The sequence below is a fragment of the Shewanella sp. SR44-4 genome, assembly GCF_014163715.1.
In the GTDB taxonomy this organism is placed as follows: Bacteria; Pseudomonadota; Gammaproteobacteria; order Enterobacterales; family Shewanellaceae; genus Shewanella.
Genome location: NZ_JACJDU010000001.1, coordinates 176,164 through 196,878 on the forward strand (window position 1 = coordinate 176,164; position 20,715 = coordinate 196,878).

The window sequence follows — 20,715 nt, forward strand, 5'->3', positions numbered from 1 at the left end:
TCCTTAGATTAAAAATTCGACGAGTTCGTCGATGACTTCCAGACAGTTGTCTGACAGTACTGCTAATTCTTGTTCAATTTCTTCCATGCTTGATTGCACAGATAATGCCCCGTAAACCACATATTTATCATCAATTTTAGCAAACGATGATAATGGCATTGGAATGTTGAGCTCTAACATGGTCTCGAACATTTCAGCGCGGCGAGCTTGGTTTACTTCGTTTTCGCCCCACAAGTAACTGATACACAATATTTGGTTGTCAGTTACTGATACAAACACCGGAATTTCTTCTCGGCCGACAATATTGACTTGTAACACTTCAACATCACCGTCAATCGGATAACAATCAAACTGAAAACCGGTTTTGCTGTGATCGCATAGTCCGTTTAGGTGACCTGCAATGGTATGGATGTTCATATTCGTCCTTAATTGACATATTATGTCTGTGAGTAAAGATAGCATCTAGACATAATATGTCAAGCGCTATCTGGTCCAATTAAAAAAGATTAATTACTTCATTTTCTGACCAAGCCGCTAAGTGGTAGTAATACAGCTGTAATGAACCAATTTCGTTTACTTTGATGTTGTCTATATCGGCATAGAAATTCTTTGGGAATTCAAATGAAGCGTGAATAAGTCCTGGGGTTAGCCATTCTTCTGGTACCGGTATATCTGTTAGTGCAGCAAGTCGTTGTTGTGGGTTTTTACCCATTTTACTGCCAATGCTCCAACCCCATTCACCAAAGCTAGGGACATTATGGTGATACTGTTTTACATTAAACCCTGCAGCAGTCAGTGTTTTACCAACCGATATAAACGCTTTTGGCGCATGATAAGGTGAGGTTGATTGCACCGTTATCACGCCATCGGCGCTAAGTAATTCATTAAGCTTACGATAAAATAAGTCTGAATACAGTTTGTTTAAATCAGGATGACTTGGGTCGGGTAAGTCAACAATAATGGCATCAAACATTTTGCCATTTTGAATTAGCTTATCAACCCCGTTAAATGCATCGTCGACCATTAATGTTAAGCGTGGATCGTTTAACGCATCGCCGTTTAACGCCAGTAATGCATCCTGTAAGCGTTGTGGCATATCTGCTGGTGGCGATTTAAACAGTGCCAGTAAGTCTTTATCTAAATCCATTAAGGTAACCGTTTTAGGTTGCCATTTGAGTACTTGCTTCAGTCCTAAGCCATCACCACCACCAATAATGAGCACGTTATCGTGCCGTGCGCTGGCAGCCAATGTTGGATGAACCAAAAAGCTATGATAGATGTGCTCGTCGCTGCTTGAAAATTGTAACCGACCATTGATGTATAAATTATAAACGGGAGGTAAACCACCACCGCGCAAACGCTCAGTAAAATTGAGCTGCTGAAAGCGGGTCGCTTTGGCATAAACCACATGATCTTTATACAAAAGATTATTAAAATGCTGTTCCCAGCTCGGGCCTTTAACGGCTAATATGCCAATCACCACACTGGCAATAATATGGCCGATAAGCAGCAATTTTACATGATTTATTTTTGACCAAAAACGCCAAATAAACACCAGTCCAGCGAGTAGGTTAACGCTCGCTGTAAGCGCAGCAGCTAATTGAATATCAATGGCCAGCATAAAACCGACCCAGATTGCGGCGCCTATTCCAGCGCCAATGTAATCGGCACCATATATGGTGCCGGCATTATGCAGTAAGTGCGCTTCAGACAATGATTGTCGAACGCGGGCAATAAGTGGAATTTCCATGCCAATCATTAACCCGAGTAATACACCCCAAACATACGGTAAATATGCACTGAGAGTTTGCAAACTGGCAATAAAGCCACCATTGGGTAAATGATCTGGCGGTAGGCCGAGTGTATTGGCGATGGTTAACGGCAGTTGTTGACCGAATCCGATGACCGCTGCGGTAATGATAATGGCAAAAGAGCCACACAGTGCTACGGTTAATTCAAGCATGGCAAAGCCAGTAAAAGCGCATTTTATTTTACGTGCGGCAAAAGCGCCCACACCCATGGACACAATCATTAGACCAATCATGGTGTAAATGGCGGCTTCTAATGCGCCGAGAATGCGACCAGCATAGTGTGATAATAAGTATTCATAAATAAGACCGCATCCCGCCAACGAGGCCATAATGCCGAGTAACAAGGCATCATCAAACCATGATACTTGACGGGATGGAGGGGAACTTTGCTGCGAGTCCCCCTGTGTAGTGTTAGCGGGAAGATCATCGAGCAAAGGTGTTGTCATAGATTAAGCCATTAACGCCGTGAGAATAAGGGCAACGGCAATACTAATCGCCATTTCAACGGCTGCAATACCGATGTTTTGTTGTTTCTCAACTTCTTCAGCAAGATTGATACCGGCTAACACCATTTTTTTCACTATGGTTATTAATAACGATAATACCACCAGCATGATCAATGAGAATGCGCACCAACCAATAATGTTGCTTACATGGGCTGTTGGGTCATAAGCAATAAAATGACTCGCCGCATTAAAGCTTAGTGCCATGGCAATCATGTAGCCGCTGTGACGAAGTGCTAATGCCGTTTGGCCCTGAGTTAACGCTTGTTGCATTGACGCGCCTTGATTACGTTTGGCATAACGCTTTTCACGTAGTCGGGTGAGTATGACTAACATCAGTTGTGAGATTAAAAAGGCACTAAAAATAGCGATAAAGGTATCTAGAGTAATATCTTCAGCCCACATTAATACCGCGCGGATAATAATGGCAGTGGCTATGGCTGCAGCAGCATCAACCACAGCAACAGAAATATTACCTTTAAGAATCTCATCGTTTTTAGCAAATTCATTTAAGGCGATTTTATCATGTAAAAAACGGCCTAATTTAATCAGTATTAAGCCAAACAAGCCGTATGCCGACATGCCAATCGCTTCAGTTAAATAAGACGGAGCCGCTTCGCCTGTGATAGCGCCAGTTAGCACAATACCTAAAGCCGCCACAGCACCAGCGGTACTGATCCCAAAGGCAAAGTTGTCGCGCTCGGCTAACTCTGCACTGCTGTTGACTTTAACGCTCCACCCCTGCAAATAACGCATTAGCGTCAGCAAAATGATAGCGATGGTTAAATCAATGGCTAAAATAATCGCCAAATGTTGAGTTAAGCCATATTCTTGAAAAAATGTCATGGTGAGTCCTTACCTATTTTCCACGGCTAACACCGCGACTAGTGCGGCTGCTTGAGTTACGGAAACTGCTGTCTTTTGAGTAGCTCGAACGAAATTTTCTACTCGCGCTCTGAGTGGTGCTATTAGCTTTGGGTGCACTGGTACTTTGACGTGACAAGCTAGTAGAGCCTGTTCGAGCTTTTGCATAAGGGCTGTCGAATCGTTTCCCTTGGCTGTTAAAACGTTTCTTGGTTTGTTCAAAGGTTTTGGTTTGCGAAGTTGCTTGTTTTGGTGAAGTGTAACGGTAACGTCCCACATCATTATAATAGCTGTAACCACGGTTACCCGACCAACTACCGTAGCCTATTGGGCGGGAGAAGTTAGAAAACATCGCATACATGCCATACCAAGCCCAAATGGAGGTGCCGCTTGAATTATTTTGCCAGCTACCATATGCAGGATTACCCACAAGTTGGCTGCCTGCACCACTGCCTTCGGTGCCATTTGCTAGGGCTTCAGCCTCACGGCTAATAGCATTAACTCGAGCGAGTTGCCCTTTAGACATATCGGCAACAACATTGACTGGATCAGACAGCATATCGTTATACAAACTGGTGTCAGCGGCTTGATAAATATTCTGTGCTTCAGCTAACTGTTGATCTAAATCAATAAAATTAGCGCTGTCGTTTAAGTCTTTGTAACGACGCGTTAATGACTTAAACATTGGCCCTTCAGTGCTGGCATCTTTAGCCAATTCTTCTAGTAATGGGGTTAAGTCGGATTGACGCTGAGCGAGAACTCGAGTGTATTGTTTGAGTAACGTCGCATTGCGTAACTGATTGTTATCGAGCGAACTGGCCAACAGATCAAGTCGTTGTTGGGTCAGTTGCTGGTACTTAGCAATTTGTTCCGGTCTATCGTCACCGCAACCGCCAAGGGTTAAGGCAACAAACAATACCGTTATCAATGTGAGTACACGTGGGAGGTGACCTACCATGTTTTCTCCAAAATGTAGATTTTTCATGTGCTAATTCAATATGACACAGGTTATAGTAATCTTAGTGTCAATGATATTAATCTGATCATTTGACTGGCTGATAGATATACCATTCACGACATAATATGTCCAACGTTCATTTTCTTTAGGGATCATTATTGCCATGCAAAACCAAAGTAACAAGGTATTATCTGCAGCGATGCTAGACAGCGCAGATCGTTACTGGTTAAGACTCTGCGACGTTTGGCCAGAAGCTAAAACAGCACTGACAGCCATGCAACAGCAAGAGTTAAAGGCCGTATTTGGCTTAAGTGACTATATGGGTGAGCAACTTTGTCGTCATCCAGAATGGATTGTGCAGTTATTTGATGGCTTATTAAGTGATGTTGTGCGCAGTGAGTTTGATGCTCAGTTACATTCGCTATTAGCTGAGTTAACTCAAGAAGAGCAAGTTAAGTCTGCCTTACGTCGTTATCGTAATCTGCAAATGGTGCGCTTAGCGTGGCGTGACTTTTTAAATTACACCCCAGTTGAAGAGTCATTACTCGATTTATCTGCATTAGCAGAGGCATTGGTAATTGCTGGACGTGATTGGTTATATCAAGAGATGTGTCAACAATACGGCACACCAACAAGTGCTGAAGGTAAGCCACAACCCTTATTGATTTTAGGCATGGGTAAACTGGGTGGTCGTGAACTTAACTTTTCATCAGACATCGACTTAATTTTTACCTTTCCAGAACATGGTGAAACCGTTGGCGGTCGACGGACTCAGGCAAATCAGCAATTTTTTATCCGCATGGGACAACGCTTGGTGAATTTACTCGACCAAGTCACCGTGGATGGATTCGTTTTCCGTGTCGACATGCGTCTACGACCTTATGGTGAAAGTGGTCCTTTGGTGGTCAGTTTTAGCGGTTTAGAAGACTATTACCAAGAGCAAGGCCGTGATTGGGAGCGTTATGCCATGGTCAAAGCGCGCGTACTTGGACCTTGGTCTGGCTATTGCGATGAGTTGCATGACCTACTACGACCATTTGTTTATCGCCGCTATATTGATTTTTCTGCGATTGAATCACTGCGTAAAATGAAGCAATTAATCGCCCAAGAAGTTAGGCGTCGTCAGTTAACCGATAATATTAAGCTTGGCGCCGGCGGGATCCGCGAAGTTGAATTCGTGGTGCAAAGTTTTCAGTTAATCCGTGGTGGCCGCGAGCCTGCATTGCGTCAGCAAAGTTTATTTGGCGCCATTGATACCTTGTACAGCTTAGGGCAATTGGAATACTTAGCGGTTGATGAGCTTAAACACAGTTATATTATATTGCGTCGAGTGGAAAACTTGTTGCAAGCCATTGACGATAAGCAAACGCAAACCCTGCCTAATAATGAGCTCGATTGGCAACGTTTATGTTATCCGCTAGACATGGCCGATGAAGCCGAACTTCGTCAAAAAATTAATCAAGCAATGGTCACCATTCATGGCCATTTTAATGCCACTGTGGGTGGTACTGACAGCCATGAACACAATGATCATTGGACTGCTTTATTTTGGAATGTGCAGCAAGATGAACACGCTAACGCCTTATTGCAAGAGCAACAAATCGATGATGCCGAATTATGGCCACTATTAAATGAGTGGCATCAAACGGTGTCGAAACGTTCTATCGGACCTCGAGGACGTGAAACGCTAGACAAATTAATGCCTAAGTTGCTTGAAGAGTTAGTGACTCAAACTAAACCGAGCCAAGCGTTTAAACCAGTAGCTAAAGTGCTGGATAAAATTTTAACCCGTACTACCTATCTAGAACTTTTATGTGAAAACCCAGGCGCTAGACAGCAATTAGTGAGTTTGTGTTGTGCAAGCCCTTGGATTGCCCGCGAGCTGGCGAATTTCCCAATGCTGCTCGATGAGTTAATTGATCCGTCGCAGCTGTATGACATTACTTCGATTGATGATTATCCTAGTGAATTACGCCAGTATTTATTACGTGTACCTGAAGATGACATGGAACAGCAAATGGAAGCGTTGCGGCAGTTTAAATTGTCTCAGCAGCTTAAGATTGCGGCCGCAGATGTTACTGGGGTATTACCTGTCATGCAGGTTAGCGATCATTTAACCTTTTTAGCTGAAGCCATTATCGAACAAGTTGTACTACAAGCTTGGCATCAGGTGGCATCTCGCCATGGTATACCTGCAGGAACGAGCCCAAGTAACATGGGTTTTGCCGTCATTGGTTACGGTAAGTTAGGTGGAATTGAGCTGGGTTATGGTTCTGATTTAGATTTGGTGTTTCTACACGGCCACACAGGTGCTGGCACAACTGATGGTAAGCGTCCTATTGATATCGGCCATTTCTACCTCAAGCTTGCCCAACGTATTGTGCATTTATTTGCTACCCGGACAACGTCTGGTGAGTTATATGAAGTGGATATGCGCTTACGTCCGTCAGGTGCTTCTGGTTTGTTGGTGAGTGAGATTGAGCATTTTGGTACCTATTTACAACAAGAAGCGTGGACTTGGGAGCATCAAGCATTAGTGCGATCTCGTTTTGTATTTGGTGATTATTCGCTTGCCGGTCGTTTTAGTGATTTACGTGCGAAAATATTGAAAATAGAGCGTGATAAAGAGGTATTAGCCAAAGCGGTCAAAGACATGCGGATAAAAATGCGTGAGCACTTGTTGCAAGTTGAACCAGGGCAATTTGATCTAAAACAGAGTGCTGGTGGTATTGCAGACATAGAGTTTATCGCTCAGTACTTAGTGTTAGCGAATGCTCATCAATATCAGGAATTAACCATTTGGTCTGATAATGTGCGTATCTTTGAAGTGTTGGCGGAGTTGGAGTTATTACCCATCATGCAAGCCCAACATTTAACCCAAACCTATTGCTGGCTGCGTGACGAGAATCATGAACTGACATTACAACAGTTGCCCGGTAAATTACCCATACAAAGTGTGCAACAAAAAATCGACAGTGTAATTGAAATTTATAATGAAATTCTATCGGTTTAAACATTAATCAAAGTAGATTAGGTTGATATTTAGTCACTTAACTGCTTTGATTATAGAACTATTATTTTGATTGAATAGGTTGTTTAATGCTGCTGGCACCGATACCTGACAATGAATACACTCGACTCGAAACGCTTCGAGGGCTGAACGTGCTCGATACGATCGCTGAAGAACGTTTTGATCGTATCACTCGGTTGGCTAAGCGATTGTTTTCAGTGTCAATTAGTGTGGTGAGTTTAATCGACTCCGATCGCCAATGGTTCAAGTCTGTGCAGGGGTTGGATGTATGCGAAACCCGGCGTGATATTTCATTTTGTGGTCATACTATTAATCAACAACATGTTTTAGTTGTGCCAGACACACTAAAAGATGAACGTTTTGCCGACAATCCGCTTGTATTGGCGGCACCTAAGATTCGATTTTATGCCGGCTATCCGTTGACTATGCCTAATGGTGTGAGGGTAGGTACCTTGTGTATTATCGATGACAAGCCGAGATCTTTCTCTAAAGATGATGAAGATGCCTTGGAAGACCTTGGCAAAATTGTCGCAGAAGAACTGCTGTCGATTCAGCAAAATACCTTAGATGCGCTAACCGGTATTTCTAATCGTCGTGGCTTTGAATTACTCGCTAATAAGACGCTTGCTTATGGTGATAGGCTTGATTTTGCAACGTGCTTAATTTTCTTTGATTTAGATTATTTTAAAGCAATTAACGACAATTTTGGCCATGAAGAAGGTGATACTGCCTTGAGGACTTTTGCTGGCTTATTGATCGACAGCTTCCGCGAATCGGATATTATTGCCCGCTTTGCTGGTGATGAATTTGTGGTAATGCTGAGCCAAAGCGATGAAATTAGTGTTAATAATGTATTACAACGTTTTCAACAGTGCGTTAATCAACATAATTTGCACAGTGGTAAACCATACCAATTAAAGTACAGTAAGGGCGTGGCGCATCGACAAGCTAGGCAGTCATTATCGTTAAATGATTATTTGGTTAAGGTCGATAAAGCCATGTTTGTCGATAAAGCAATACATCACCAGAGAACTCAAATTGATGTGAAATAGCGATGATTCGGCTGATGATATTGGTTTGCTTATCATTCATATGAAAATTACTCGATAAGCGATAAGAACGCTAAGCTGCTGCAGATAATACACTTGGCGCAACCATTATTCATTTGCACATCCGTCACGGATTAAATCAACGCTAACAACCATTGTAGACAAGAGCCGTTAACAACAGCCGTTAACATCGATTTACCAGCACGGTTATGAGTGTATCAATGCTCAGCTTAGTATCTGTTCTATCCACATTTTATAGATAGGTAAACCAATTAATACGTTTATTGGGAACGTTATTCCGAGTGATGCCAACATCGCTAAACCAATATTAGCGTCTGGTATTGCTGCCTTAATTGCGGCCGGCGCAGCAATATAAGACGCACTTGCACTTAAGCCTGCAAGTACTAATATGCTGCCAGAAGGTAAATCAAGTAACACGCCTAAGCCGATACCCGCCCAAGCTAAAATAAATGGAATTACCGCAGCAAATACCAATAAACGCCATTGTTTGTAAGGAATAGGGAAGCATACTTTGGCGGTACTAATCCCCATTTCTAATAAGAACAGTGCTAATAACGTTTTAAAACCACCCAATAACATTGGTGTAAGTGGTGCCATGCCACTAGTGCCATATATCCAGCCTATGATCACCCCTCCACAGAGTAATACGACTCCGCGGCTTGTCAGCGCTTCATGTAATACGCTGCCTGCCGAAGAGTGTTGGCTATCGCCTGCTACTTTTGCTTGTAAGTAGCGGTGTAGCCAAAGCATGATAATAATTGCAGGCAATTCGAGTAGCACTAGATACAACGTTGTTTCAGGTCGTAAAGGCCACTGAGATTGATCGACCATGGTCATCACCACGGCAAATGTTCCCGCACTCACAGAGCCGTAATGAGCAGCAATACTTATGGCTTCTTTTTGCGGTAATTGAATTAATTTTCGCAGTAGAGGATAAAGGCTAAGTGGGATTATGAATCCAAGTGCAATAACAGACAGTAATTCGGTGATCGCTAAATTGGCAGTTTCTCCATGCAGTGCCATGCCACCTTTTAGTCCTAGCGTAAGCATAAGTAAGATAGATAGGGTTTCGTAGGTTGCTTTAGGGACTTTTAAATCAGACTTTATCAACCCGGCAAGCAAACCGAGGGCAAAAAAGGCAATCACAATATCAGGCATGGTATAGGTTCTGTCTGTTATAAAGTATCGCGATTCTGCCTTGTTGTGTTAACAAAGGGAAATCTTTTCAGCGAAAAAATACTGCTATAGTAAACTTATCCATTTAAGGCTGATCAGTCGTGTTGTACTTTGCGGGTTTATCATGTTGTTCTTTGTTGATCTATCATGTTTTTCTTCGCTGATCTATTAAGTGCAAATGGCGTATAGTATGCTTAAATGATAATGCAAAACATTAATAGCAGAGCATGATATGAAAAATGAAATTGATATTCACCGCGCGTTGAAAGTGTTTAACAAAGTCACGCAATATGGTGAGAAGCGGGCGCTTGAAGACGGTCATAATGGTCATGATTATTGGTTGTGTGGAATCAGTGCGCAAACGGATCATGATGGTTATACCATTACTTTAGCCGATGCTCAGGTTAGCTTGACAGTATTTTTTCACAATAAATATCAGTTCGATTACCCGACCAATGATGCTCTTGACAACTTTTTACTTCGTTTTAATGATGTTGAAAACTATCAAGCTTCATAATCTACTGCATAGACTCGCCTGTTAAGCGGTTCATTTCAGTGCTGCAGGCTTATTTACACCCATTGTTGCATTTCAATCAGGCGGCTATAAGTGCGTCTAAATTCAAATTGTAATGCCCCGTCGATATATAAATCTTCTAAGTTGCAGTCGCTATTGAGGATTAACATCACTTTTTGATCGTACAATTCGTCCACTAAACTAATAAAGCGTCGAGTCGGATCGTCTTCACAGGCATACGCCAGTTGTCGTTCGCCTGTGGTGGTAGCTAATGCGCCATCTTCGGTGCCGCGAGCTTTAATCCAACTACGTACTTCACCGCCTAATGTAGGCACATTACTGAGCAATATATGGCTAAATCGGCTAGCTAATTCAATGTAATCCAATGCCGAACGTGGGCCTTGGCACAAAGCTGAAAATTCAAACCAAGCAAGTTGTCCATATTGAGCCTCAATGGCAATAGTGCGCTGACAAATATCGATTGAGTCAGGTGTATTTATTATGCTGACATTAGCTTGTGGGTATTGTTGACACAAAAGTGTAAACACCGCTTGAGGCGTTATTGCCGACGGCAATGTTAACCAGCGGGCTGATGTTGTAGGCGTTACGGCGCTAGAATGTAAGCGATGATCGATTTGACCGTCTAAGTGGATCGATTGGGTATATTGTAGGAGCAGATCGATTGTGGGTAAAAAACGATCGCGTTGTAAACCATTTTTATACAAGTCGATTATTGGTACATTTGAGGTTGCAACTAAGATGACGCCTGACTGAAATAATGTTTCAAATAATCGACCGAGTAAAATGGCATCACCGATATCAGCGACAAAAAACTCATCAAAACAAATAACAGAATATTTCTCCGCAATCTGCTTGCCTATGTGAGTTAATGGATCACGTATCCCCGAAGTTTGATTTAATTGCTGGTGGACCATGGCCATAAAACGGTGAAAGTGCAGGCGTAATGCGGTTTTATCCGTTTTATGTTGTGAGCTATACATGCTCTGGTTGCACTGAATCTGATCGCACTGAATCTGATCGCACTGAATCTGGTCACACAAGCTTTGATAGAACATGTCCATCAAAAAGGTTTTTCCTCGGCCCACATCGCCCCATAAATATAAGCCTCGGCTATTTGTATTAACACAGAGGCATTGTTGATAAAGCAAATCAAGCGCGAGTATTGCTTGCTGCTGTGCAGGATCATCAACAATATTTTGCTGAAGACGTTGTTGGTAAGCTTGTAATGGCGACATAGCACTTAGGGTAAATTGTTGATCTGGGTATTATACCATTAACGACTTACTTTATTATGAAGTGTATTTCCTTTAAGCTCTTGTGATAAAAATAACAATCTATCAACAAAGACGATTAACCCAGAGTAATAACTAAGAATAATAACCAAGAGTAATAATCCTAACAAGGACCCAAAATGAATAATAAAAATAAGGGCATGACCTATATTGGTGTCGATATGGCGTTGGAAGGTGATATGCATATTCAAGGTCCAGCAATAATCGCGGGCCAAACTAAGGGTAAAATCAGTTCAACCGATCAAATAAAAATAGAACCTAGTGGTGTGGTTGAAGGTGAGGTTTTTTGTCAAGAGCTGCGAGTGTCTGGCTTATTCAAAGGCAAGTTACATTGTAATAAACTCATAATTGTCAGTTCGGGTATTGTCGAGGGTGAAGTATCCAGCCATCAAATGGAAATTTATGATGGCGGTCAATTTATCGGCATGCGCACTAAAGGGCCTGAATCGTCTGGGTTACCCCAGGTTGATAACGAACGTTTTTCCGAACTCAATCAAACTCCTTCAATGCCGGATAAGAAAACGCCAATTTCTATGGGTAAGCTTAGTTTGGTTGCTGTCGCCGCAATCGTGATTATTACCGCTATGGTTATGCAACCGACAATTAGCTCCATGCTAAATCGCGGTCAAGCACCGTCAGCTGATAGTAATCAAGCAAATGCTCAGCAATACCCACAATCAGCATTAAATATAACAGAAGAAAATGCTGCCGCGCTTCTACAAGAAATGGATCAACAGACTTCATTTGCCGAGCAAACCGAAGAGTTAATTAATGCCGGTCAAAGTGACATTAATGTGGCGATGGAAGATTTACATGCATTAGCACAAACCAGTGAAGCGCTGGGTGATAGTCAGAATGTGAGTGACAGTGATAATGTTGATCAGAATGGGTCGACGATAAGTACACCTGATAAGTAACTTCATTTCTTATCCTGAGTTGGGAGTAACTATCAAGCTGATATAAAAAATGGCTTTGTTAATCACAGTGTTTACTGAATTAACAAAGCCATTTTGTTATGTTTGCAGAAATCCAAACATTTTATGTCTTATGGATTAATGCTTATGGATTAATCCGAGTTGGCATTCCAGTACGTTGCTCAAGTAATCGTTTTAATGTAAATGAGTCAGTGTCTGGGTGAGCAACAAAGCGAGTCATGGCTTTATCGAATGATAGTGCTACTGGTTCTAACGAATCAAATTCAGCTTGAGTTCGTGACAGTGGCTCATGAACTTCTAAATAGCGGTTACCATCAGGTTCTTCAGTGGCTTTAATCGGTTGGTTAATAAACTCAACACGTGTGCCAACTGGTACGCTATTATATAAATGTTCAATGTCTTCATCGCGTAAACGAACACAGCCAGAACTTACCCGTAAACCAATACCAAACGTGGCGTTAGTACCGTGAACCGCATACAAGTTACCGACATAAAGGGCGAATAAACCCATTGGGTTGTCAGCGCCTGCTGGCCATACAGCCGGTAATGTTATCCCTTTAGCCGCGTATGATTTACGAATATTAACCGTAGGTGTCCAAGTTGGATTAGCGCGTTTACGTTGTACTGTTGTTACCCAATTTTCAGGGGTATCTTTACCAATTTGACCAATACCAATAGGCAATACTTCGACGGTATTTTTACCCTTCGGATAATAATACAAACGCATCTCGGCAGAGTTAATGACCACACCTTCTCTTTTAGCGTTAGGTAGAATCAGCTGATGCGGGATCAGTAATGTGCTACCCGGTTTAGGTAAGAATGGGTCAACACCTGGATTAGCTTCTAATAAATTAGTCAACCCTAGCTGAAATTGTGAAGCAATTTGCTCTAAGGTTAGTTTCCCCTCAGGAACAACATAATATTGATTTTCACCTACTAAATTACTGCCTTCAGCCGGTAGACGATATTCAACAGCAGCACTCGAAAAACTTAATACAATGGCAGTCGCTGCAATTAAAGTAGAACGTAACGAATTTATCATAAGGGTTATATCATTCCAAAACAGACGTTATATTAGTCAGACTACAATATTTTGCCAAGTTTGACTATTTAGTACAAATAATTAGTACAGGTCATTTGTACAGATGGTTAGGGCGCATCGTTACTTATTACGGCTAATATTTCAACTGAAATTTTTTACTTTTTTTATTTTAATCCTAAGCGTTTAGCCAGCCTGTGTAAGTTACCTGAATCTATTTGCAATTGGCGTGCGGTTGCAGCCCAATTACTCCCTTGCTGAGTATATATTTGCTGGATAAATTGATTTTGAAACTGATCTGTTGCATCTCGTAAGCTTGTTTGTGGTAAAGATGTTGCCGACTGTTTAAGCGTCAGGTTTTTGTTTGAATGGATAGCAACAGGCGATGACTGTGCAAATTCAAAATGGCTGTTGTTAATGATGCATAAACCATCTTTTTGGCTTTGTGATTTAGCTAAAACAGCGGCTCGATGAATGGAATGCTCAAGTTCACGTATGTTGCCAGGCCAGTCATATTGCTCCAGTAATTGCAATGATGAAGGCTCTAATCTTAAATGGGCCAAGTGTAATTGCTGTCTATAGCGCTCGATAAAGTAGCCCGCTAATAAATGGATATCTTGTTGACGTTCTCTTAGTGGTGGAACCATAACCGGGAACACGCTTAAACGATGGTATAAATCTGCTCTAAATCGTCCGGCGAATACTTCGCTTTTTAGGTCTTTATTGGTTGCGGCAATAATACGAACATCGACTTTTAAGCTACGATCATCACCGACCTTTTGTACGTCGCCAAATTGCAGTACTCGCAGAAGTTTTGCTTGTAAGTTAAGAGGTAGTTCACCAATTTCATCTAAAAATAATGTGCCTTTATCGGCTACTTGAAATTTGCCGCTACGATGGCTAATAGCGCCAGTAAACGCGCCTTTTACATGACCAAAGAGTTCGCTTTCGGCAACGGATTCAGCAAGTGCAGCACAGTTTAAATACTCCAGTGGTTTATTGGCTCGTGCAGATTGTTGATGGATCTGCTTGGCTATCAATTCTTTACCGGTACCCGTTTCTCCTAAAATCAACACGTTGAGTTCAGTTTCTGCCACCACATTCACTTCATTAAGCAGCGATAATAGATTATCGGCCTGACCAATTATTTCGGTTTCTGTTTCTGTGTCTAATAGCCTAGAGGGTTGGGTATGGGGGATGGTAAACGTTGACGCTTGTTTTTCAAGTTTATCAATCAGCAATGCGTTGTTTAATGAAGCCGCTGCAATTGCGCTAAAGCTGCGCAGTTCATTATTACTGAATTGATCAAACTTATTGGGATCTAATGCATCAATAGTTAATGCGCCAATGAGTTGCTCGTTAGCGAATAATGGTAAACCGATGCAGGCATGCACTTTTAAGTCACCATCTACATTGGGGATTAAGCCATCGTAAGGGTCGGGTAATTCGCTATTGGAAGGGAAACGGACAATATCACCCGCTCGGGCAATGGTTTCAAGTCGCGGATGCTCACTTAAAATAAAGCGCCGTCCTAATACATCTGCACTCAGTCCATCAATCGCTAATGGCTTGAATTGATGCCCTTGGAACGATAACAGTGCAGCAGCATCACAATCGAGGGTTTCTCTTACTGTGGTTAATAAACGAGAGAATCGATCACGTTTAGATAAATTGGACGTGATATCAAGTGCGATACGGGTTAAGTCAGCTTGTCTCAATGCCATGCTAAACTCCAGAAAGGAACATAATAAGTGTCATTATGACAAGTGTGAATATAACAACAAGGGTAAAGCCCAAATTGTTGAAACTAAAGGGGCCACAAAGGCCCCTGATGATGGTTATCAAAGCGTGTTTATTAATGCATACTTAGTTAATCGTTAATGGACTAGCTTGTTTCGCTTTAACGCCTTTGCTAGCAATGGCTTTCTTGATGATGTCAAATAAGAACGCCGCCATCAATAATCCACCAATACTGAAGATAATGTCACCGAACATTCGTGTCCATACAAGGCTTTCCACTAAATCGCTGTGGATCACCGCAGGTGAACGAGCATACCAATAGCCGTGGTCAATGACCGCAAAGAACTGCACAATTCCGACAGGCAATAATGACATAAACAGCATTGCTGCTAAGCCGATATTTAATGTCCAGAATGCCCCTTTAAGGTATTTTTGGTTCCATTGCATATCGCCTGTTAATCCGCGTAAACAGAATAGCATTAGCCCTATGCCTAACATACCGTACACGCCCATAAATGCACCATGAGAATGTGTCGCAGTAGTATTTAAACCTTGGATAAAATAAAGCGATATTGGTGGGTTAATTAAGAAACCTAATACACCTGCACCAATTAAGTTCCAAAATGAGGTTGCCACAAAGAACATAATGACCCAGTGATAACGTTCCATCCAAGGGCTCGCTTTACGTAAACGATAGGTTCCCACTGCTTCAAAACCAATTAATGCTAACGGCACCACTTCAAGTGCCGAGAATATGGCTCCCCAAGCAATGACTGAAGTTTGAGTACCGGTAAAGTATAAATGATGTAAAGTGCCGATTAAGCCGCCAGTTAAAAACACCACGGTTGTGAATAATACCGCACCGTTGGCACTGCGTGCACGGATAAGGCCTAAGCGAACGAGCATTAATGCGATAACGGCTGTTGCAAATGTTTCAAAGAAGCCTTCTACCCATAAGTGCACCACCCACCAGCGCCAATATTCTGCGATGGCAAGGTTTGAGTGTTTGCCCATAAACAGGCCTGCACCATAAAACAAGCCGATGGCGACACAAGAGGCGTATAGAATCCAAATTGCCGGCAGTATGTCGCTGTTAACTTTTAATGCAGGACGCATAGCTGCAGTGATTAACACGGTCCAAATTAATAAGCCCACAAACAATAATATTTGCCATACGCGTCCTAAATCAATGTACTCATATCCTTGATGTCCGAATAAATAGTTCATGTCTAGGTCAAAGTATTGTTGTACGCCAATCCATTCACCAGCCATAGAGCCCAATACGATAACGACTAACGCGACCCAAAGTACGTTTACCCCTAAGCGTTGATACTTAGGTTCGTATCCTGATAGTGCAGGGGCAATATATAGCCCTGTGCCTAACCATGCTGTCGCAATCCAAAATACTGCGAGTTGAGTATGCCAAGTACGGGTAACAGAATAAGGCAGAATTTCAGATATTGGGAAACCATAAAACTCTTGGCCTTCAACTGCGTAATGCGCAGTAATTCCGCCAACTAATATTTGCAGTAAAAACAGTCCAATTGCAGTAACAAAATACTTTCCGACAGCTTTTTGAGATGGCGTAGGTTTAGTAAAAAATAATGGATCACCTTTGGCTGGTTCTGGCAATGGTTCCTCTTTGCAGGTGGCGTGATGCCAAGCCAGCATGCCAATACCAAGAAGCAATGTCACTAAGCTTAGTACTGACCAAACAATGTTGTCTGAAGTGGGGACGTTGCCAATTTGTGGATCGTATGGCCAGTTATTGGTGTAAGTATAATCATAACCAGGGCGCTCAGTTACCGCAGCCCACGCTCCCCAAAAGAGGAAGGCATTTAACAATTCACGATGTTCAGCATCAGTGATAGTGCCTTCTTTCATGGCATATTGTTCACGTAATGAACTTAATGCAGGATCATCACCAAATAACGATAAATAGTGCTTAGTCACTTCATTAATTGCCGCAATTCGCGTATTTGACAGCGCGACGTGAGTTTCATCCCCAGTACCTTTGATCACTGTGTTATGGCGAATATCATCTCTTAAGCCTTTTTCTAAACCGGCTTGCTGTTCTGAATCGAGTTCAGTGAAATCGCGGTTATAGCGCTCGTTTGCGGTGATAGACAACCAAGCTTGTGCTTCACGATGTAACCAATCTGCAGTCCAATCTGGTGCCACATAAGAACCATGGCCCCAAATTGATCCTAACTGATGCCCGCCCATTGAACGCCATACAAGTTGACCTTGCTCAATATCATTTTTGGTAAATATGGGTTGGCCACTGGTGTCAGTGAAAGCCGTTGGAATCGGCGGTTTTTCTCGATATATGCCGCTGCCTAAACTGAGTAATACCGTGAAGGAAGCCACTAGCACGATTAGCAGTGCAATGCCGGTGAGTTTATTTTTGCTCATAAGTCCTCTTAGCGCAAAGTCATTTTGATACAGATGACCAGAGCATTACACAAGTCGTGCCAACTTTTTATTGTTATTAAGCTACTGTTATTAATGTTTTTTATTTTTACCTGTCGTTAGGTTACTGTTAAAATGACATCTTTTTATTGGTGTCAAAAAGACTGCTGATGTCAAAGTGACACTTTGTTTTGGTGATACTGATCATCTTTGTCTAAATAACACTCATATTCTCTTTTCCGCGTAATGTCATGTGACTAAAGGCCTAATCTTTATTGTTCGTGTAATCAACGCTAGTCATTTTTAGTCACAGTTATCAATAAATTAGTTTCAACGCTATAGAAGTTTTATGGATTAATTAACATCAGTCATTTACTTAGCATGCTAAGTTGTTATAATGCTTAGCACGCTAACTAAATGGCAATTTATTATGTATAAAGAATTAGAGCGATTAAAAGAACTTTCACTTGCTGAGCACTTAGGGCGATTACATCGTTTATGGCGCACCGCTGCAGACGCGGAGCTCGTACCATTAGGGTTAACTCACCCTCGCTGGACTGCGCTGTGGAAGTTACTGCGCTTGGGCGATAACGTCAGCCAAAAGGTGCTTGCCGATGCTTTAGAGATAGAATTGCCCTCTTTAATGCGCACTTTGAGCCAGTTAGAACAGCAAGGATATATACAGCGCCGCTGCTGCGAGAACGATAAGCGAGCACGAATAGTCAGCTTAACTCCTGAAGGCATCGACATGCTTAAGCAGATGGAAAGCCGCATTATGTTGGTTCGTCGAGATTTACTTGCAGGTATTAGCAGCCAAGAATTAAGTGAATTTGAACGTGTCATTAGTCTTATTAGTGATAATGCTCTTGCTGCGCTGCATAAGAACACTGAACAAGACAACAAAATTCCTGAATGAGAAATAACATGACCCCAGATCAACAATTTGCTCGACTCGTTAAAATCGCTATTTTTATGTTTGTAATGGTGTTTGGTTACTTTATGTTTGCCGATGCAGTAATGCCTATGACGCCGCAAGCCATGGCCACACGAATGGTCACTAAAGTGACGCCACAAGTCAGTGGTAAAATTGCATCTATTGCCGTCGAAAATAACCAACTTGTGGCTAAAGGTGATGTGTTATTTAGCATCGACTCAGCCCCTTACGAGTTAGCGGCTGAGCAAGCTACATTGGCGTTAGAGCAAGCAAAACAAGATAACGCTGAACTTGATGCATCGATACTAGCAGCCAAAGCAGATGTTCAGGCAAATCAAAGTAGTGCACAGCAGAGAAATAGTGAAGCAAAACGCCTTGATGCTCTGTATGCCTCCCGAGGTGTATCGCAGCAGTTAACTGATCAAGCTCAAAGTGAGGCCGTCACGGCGCAGGCCAATTTACTTGCCGCTAAAGCTCGCTTAACTAAGCTAGTGGTAAGTCGTGGACGCAATGGCGAAGATAATTTAAAAGTCCGTCAAGCTCAAAATCGTTTAGCTCAAGCAGAATTAAACCTGTCATACACTCAAATTCGCGCAGACCAAAATGGCGTGGTGACTAACTTACAGTTAGAAGTCGGCAGCTTTGCCACTGTTGGACAGCCGCTATTAGCTGTAGTGTCAGAAAACGTCGATATTATTGCTGATTTTAGAGAAAAAAGTTTACGCGGTATTGAGCCACAATCAACTGCGCTTGTTGCATTTGATGGTCAACCTGGACGTTTATATCATGCCAAAGTGAGTACCGTAGATGCCGGTGTGAGTGCCGGGCAATTTGATGCCAATGGCCGTTTAGCTGATCCGCAAGAATCAGTACGTTGGGTACGTGATGCTCAACGCTTACGTTTACACCTTGAACTTGACCACCAAGGCGTTAATGCATTACCCGCTGGAGCACGTGCAACGGTGCAATTAGTACCTAATAGCGGTTTACTTGGCTTTCTAGCCAAGGTTCAAATTAAGGTTATCAGCACGCTGCATTATATCTATTAACGCCGCAGTTAAGCCCAATATTGATTGTTAATACTCATTACACCCATTCACACTCAAGGCAATGCTGCAGGTTAATTTATTTGCGTGCAGTATCTTGTATCAATGTCGTAGGTTGTTCATATGTTATTACGCCATAGTCCTTTGACTACAAACGATTTACGCCAATGTTTACGCATAGCAACAGGCGCCACGCTAGGATTTGCGATCTGTAAATTTTTCGACCTCAGTTATGGTGTATTTTTTACCGTCACTCCAATGTTGTTACTGGGTTTAGTCCCTGTGATGAATGCACATGCGATGAGGCAATTATTGGCATCATCTGTAATGTCTGGGATTGAAGTAGGTATTTTAGGGGGCTTATTTGGCTCTCACGCTGGGGTGATATTACCCATCGTGTTTGTGCTATTTTTGTATCGTTTTGCGGCAATGTCACGCGGTAGTTTGTTTTTATTTGGCGCTAACGGGGTTATCAGCTTAAGTATTATGCTGCACTTTGCCAGTTATCCGAGTGTCGATATTAATAATCTCATTTTCAGTAATTTTTGGGCGACAGCGGCCTCTGTTGTAATCGCTTATGCTATGACGGCTTTATGGCCCGATGTTGAACCAAGAGCGCCAGTTGCTGCCGTGGTTAAAGTGCCTAACCGCATGCGACACGAAGCGTTACTCGGTGCATCTATTGCAACTGCATCATTTGTGGTTTTTCAGGTATTTAACTTACGTGATTCTATGTCTGCTCAAGCCACCACCTTGTTATTGTTATTCCCAATGCATTGGAATGGTGCGCTCGGTTATGCCCGCAAACGAGCTATCGGTACCTTGTTTGGCGTGACTTTCGGCTTGGTGGGACAAGGGTTACTCTATGATTGGTCTGGATTATTGATTTTTGTGATACCACTATTGTGGATAGGCTTAATGTTGTTTAGCCAAGTACACGTGAGAGAAGCGAGTGGCTCTGGAGTGGGATTCGGTGCTATGACTACCTTAGGGATATTATTCGGTCAATACTTAACCCCAGATAATGACTTAGTTTTTAGTGCTTTGTACCGAATAAGCAGCATATTAGTCGCTATCGTGGCAACATTATTACTGTGTTATGTGGTGCATCGGGTATTGAATCGATTTGAAGCTACTCGATTTGGTTGAACATTGGTGTGTGCGGTAAATAAATCTCATTGGAGCATATGAGTTTACTAATATTCGTCAGTTGTGGATTGATTTCAATCGCAATAGGGAAGTGGCTATTGTTAGAGTATTAGATTACTTTTGAAGAATAATTAGGTAATCGATTGATAATATTAGATATAACGTACGGTTAATTTTTATAGACATAGTTACTATATACATTTGTTATATAAATGCTAAT

16 protein-coding genes are annotated in these 20,715 nt (G+C 42.2%); 7 read left to right on the forward strand and 9 right to left on the reverse strand.

Annotated elements, in window-relative coordinates; genetic code table 11:
* Positions 1-3: 3 nt before the first annotated feature.
* From H5125_RS00805 to H5125_RS00820, 4 genes are all read right to left on the reverse strand, one after another.
* Positions 4-417, reverse strand: a complete 414-nt coding sequence (locus H5125_RS00805) for a YjfI family protein (protein WP_101085277.1) — start codon at positions 415-417, stop codon at positions 4-6.
* Positions 418-496: 79 nt separating this feature from the next.
* Complete coding sequence (locus H5125_RS00810; RefSeq protein ID WP_259395368.1) at positions 497-2,257, reverse strand: polyamine aminopropyltransferase; 1,761 nt, start codon at positions 2,255-2,257, stop codon at positions 497-499.
* Between the two features lie 3 nt (positions 2,258-2,260).
* Positions 2,261-3,160: a DUF350 domain-containing protein gene (locus tag H5125_RS00815; protein ID WP_101085279.1), complete on the reverse strand. Its 900-nt coding sequence runs from the start codon at positions 3,158-3,160 to the stop codon at positions 2,261-2,263.
* Positions 3,161-3,173: 13 nt separating this feature from the next.
* Positions 3,174-4,136 carry a hypothetical protein gene (locus H5125_RS00820; protein WP_101085280.1) on the reverse strand — a complete coding sequence of 321 codons (963 nt, stop codon included), beginning with the start codon at positions 4,134-4,136 and terminating at the stop codon, positions 3,174-3,176.
* A gap of 157 nt (positions 4,137-4,293) precedes the next feature.
* Here H5125_RS00820 and glnE point away from each other — a divergent pair, with 157 nt between their 5' ends.
* Both glnE and H5125_RS00830 read left to right on the forward strand, forming a co-directional pair.
* Positions 4,294-7,149: a bifunctional [glutamate--ammonia ligase]-adenylyl-L-tyrosine phosphorylase/[glutamate--ammonia-ligase] adenylyltransferase gene (gene glnE / locus H5125_RS00825; RefSeq protein WP_101085281.1), complete on the forward strand. Its 2,856-nt coding sequence runs from the start codon at positions 4,294-4,296 to the stop codon at positions 7,147-7,149.
* Positions 7,150-7,235: 86 nt separating this feature from the next.
* Entirely contained in the window at positions 7,236-8,219 is a 984-nt protein-coding gene (locus tag H5125_RS00830; protein ID WP_182743187.1) for a sensor domain-containing diguanylate cyclase, read from the forward strand.
* Between the two features lie 222 nt (positions 8,220-8,441).
* Here H5125_RS00830 and H5125_RS00835 read toward each other — a convergent pair whose 3' ends face one another.
* A complete protein-coding gene (locus H5125_RS00835) occupies positions 8,442-9,395 on the reverse strand; it encodes a sodium-dependent bicarbonate transport family permease (protein ID WP_101085283.1) in 954 nt (317 codons plus the stop codon).
* Between the two features lie 250 nt (positions 9,396-9,645).
* Between H5125_RS00835 and H5125_RS00840 the strand changes: the two genes are divergently transcribed.
* Complete coding sequence (locus H5125_RS00840; protein ID WP_101085284.1) at positions 9,646-9,930, forward strand: DUF3081 domain-containing protein; 285 nt, start codon at positions 9,646-9,648, stop codon at positions 9,928-9,930.
* A gap of 53 nt (positions 9,931-9,983) precedes the next feature.
* On the opposite strand, the gene zapE is transcribed toward H5125_RS00840, so the two are convergent.
* A complete protein-coding gene (gene zapE / locus H5125_RS00845; protein WP_182743189.1) occupies positions 9,984-11,183 on the reverse strand; it encodes a cell division protein ZapE in 1,200 nt (399 codons plus the stop codon).
* Positions 11,184-11,359: 176 nt separating this feature from the next.
* Here zapE and H5125_RS00850 point away from each other — a divergent pair, with 176 nt between their 5' ends.
* Positions 11,360-12,157 (forward strand): polymer-forming cytoskeletal protein, encoded by a 798-nt coding sequence (locus H5125_RS00850; protein ID WP_182743191.1) that lies wholly within the window; start codon positions 11,360-11,362, stop codon positions 12,155-12,157.
* 142 nt (positions 12,158-12,299) lie between these two features.
* On the opposite strand, the gene H5125_RS00855 is transcribed toward H5125_RS00850, so the two are convergent.
* The 3 genes from H5125_RS00855 to H5125_RS00865 form a co-directional block, all read right to left on the reverse strand.
* Positions 12,300-13,214, reverse strand: a complete 915-nt coding sequence (locus H5125_RS00855; RefSeq protein WP_162024395.1) for a L,D-transpeptidase family protein — start codon at positions 13,212-13,214, stop codon at positions 12,300-12,302.
* Between the two features lie 167 nt (positions 13,215-13,381).
* Positions 13,382-14,938, reverse strand: coding sequence for a nitric oxide reductase transcriptional regulator NorR (gene norR / locus H5125_RS00860; protein ID WP_182743193.1), 1,557 nt, complete (start codon positions 14,936-14,938; stop codon positions 13,382-13,384).
* A 142-nt stretch (positions 14,939-15,080) separates the two neighbouring features.
* The gene (locus H5125_RS00865) at positions 15,081-17,369 is read right to left on the reverse strand and encodes a nitric-oxide reductase large subunit (protein WP_182743195.1); all 2,289 of its coding nucleotides are present in this window, start codon (positions 17,367-17,369) and stop codon (positions 15,081-15,083) included.
* A 427-nt stretch (positions 17,370-17,796) separates the two neighbouring features.
* On the opposite strand from H5125_RS00865, the gene slyA reads away from it, so the two are divergent.
* From slyA to H5125_RS00880, 3 genes are all read left to right on the forward strand, one after another.
* Complete coding sequence (slyA, locus tag H5125_RS00870; RefSeq protein WP_101085289.1) at positions 17,797-18,282, forward strand: transcriptional regulator SlyA; 486 nt, start codon at positions 17,797-17,799, stop codon at positions 18,280-18,282.
* Positions 18,283-18,290: 8 nt separating this feature from the next.
* On the forward strand, positions 18,291-19,349 hold the full coding sequence (locus tag H5125_RS00875; protein WP_162023847.1) for an HlyD family secretion protein: 1,059 nt from the start codon (positions 18,291-18,293) through the stop codon (positions 19,347-19,349).
* Between the two features lie 120 nt (positions 19,350-19,469).
* On the forward strand, positions 19,470-20,495 hold the full coding sequence (locus tag H5125_RS00880) for a DUF2955 domain-containing protein (protein ID WP_182743197.1): 1,026 nt from the start codon (positions 19,470-19,472) through the stop codon (positions 20,493-20,495).
* Positions 20,496-20,715 lie beyond the last annotated feature (220 nt).

Coding starts and splice junctions, on each gene's coding strand:
- H5125_RS00875 (WP_162023847.1), top strand. CDS start 18,291: ATGACCCCAGATCAACAATTTGCTCGACTCGTTAAAATCGCTATTTTT.
- H5125_RS00805 (WP_101085277.1), bottom strand. CDS start 417: ATGAACATCCATACCATTGCAGGTCACCTAAACGGACTATGCGATCAC.
- slyA (WP_101085289.1), top strand. CDS start 17,797: ATGTATAAAGAATTAGAGCGATTAAAAGAACTTTCACTTGCTGAGCAC.
- H5125_RS00840 (WP_101085284.1), top strand. CDS start 9,646: ATGAAAAATGAAATTGATATTCACCGCGCGTTGAAAGTGTTTAACAAA.
- H5125_RS00820 (WP_101085280.1), bottom strand. CDS start 4,136: ATGGTAGGTCACCTCCCACGTGTACTCACATTGATAACGGTATTGTTT.
- H5125_RS00830 (WP_182743187.1), top strand. CDS start 7,236: ATGCTGCTGGCACCGATACCTGACAATGAATACACTCGACTCGAAACG.
- H5125_RS00850 (WP_182743191.1), top strand. CDS start 11,360: ATGAATAATAAAAATAAGGGCATGACCTATATTGGTGTCGATATGGCG.
- norR (WP_182743193.1), bottom strand. CDS start 14,938: ATGGCATTGAGACAAGCTGACTTAACCCGTATCGCACTTGATATCACG.
- H5125_RS00865 (WP_182743195.1), bottom strand. CDS start 17,369: ATGAGCAAAAATAAACTCACCGGCATTGCACTGCTAATCGTGCTAGTG.
- H5125_RS00835 (WP_101085283.1), bottom strand. CDS start 9,395: ATGCCTGATATTGTGATTGCCTTTTTTGCCCTCGGTTTGCTTGCCGGG.
- H5125_RS00810 (WP_259395368.1), bottom strand. CDS start 2,257: ATGACAACACCTTTGCTCGATGATCTTCCCGCTAACACTACACAGGGG.
- H5125_RS00880 (WP_182743197.1), top strand. CDS start 19,470: ATGTTATTACGCCATAGTCCTTTGACTACAAACGATTTACGCCAATGT.
- zapE (WP_182743189.1), bottom strand. CDS start 11,183: ATGTCGCCATTACAAGCTTACCAACAACGTCTTCAGCAAAATATTGTT.
- H5125_RS00815 (WP_101085279.1), bottom strand. CDS start 3,160: ATGACATTTTTTCAAGAATATGGCTTAACTCAACATTTGGCGATTATT.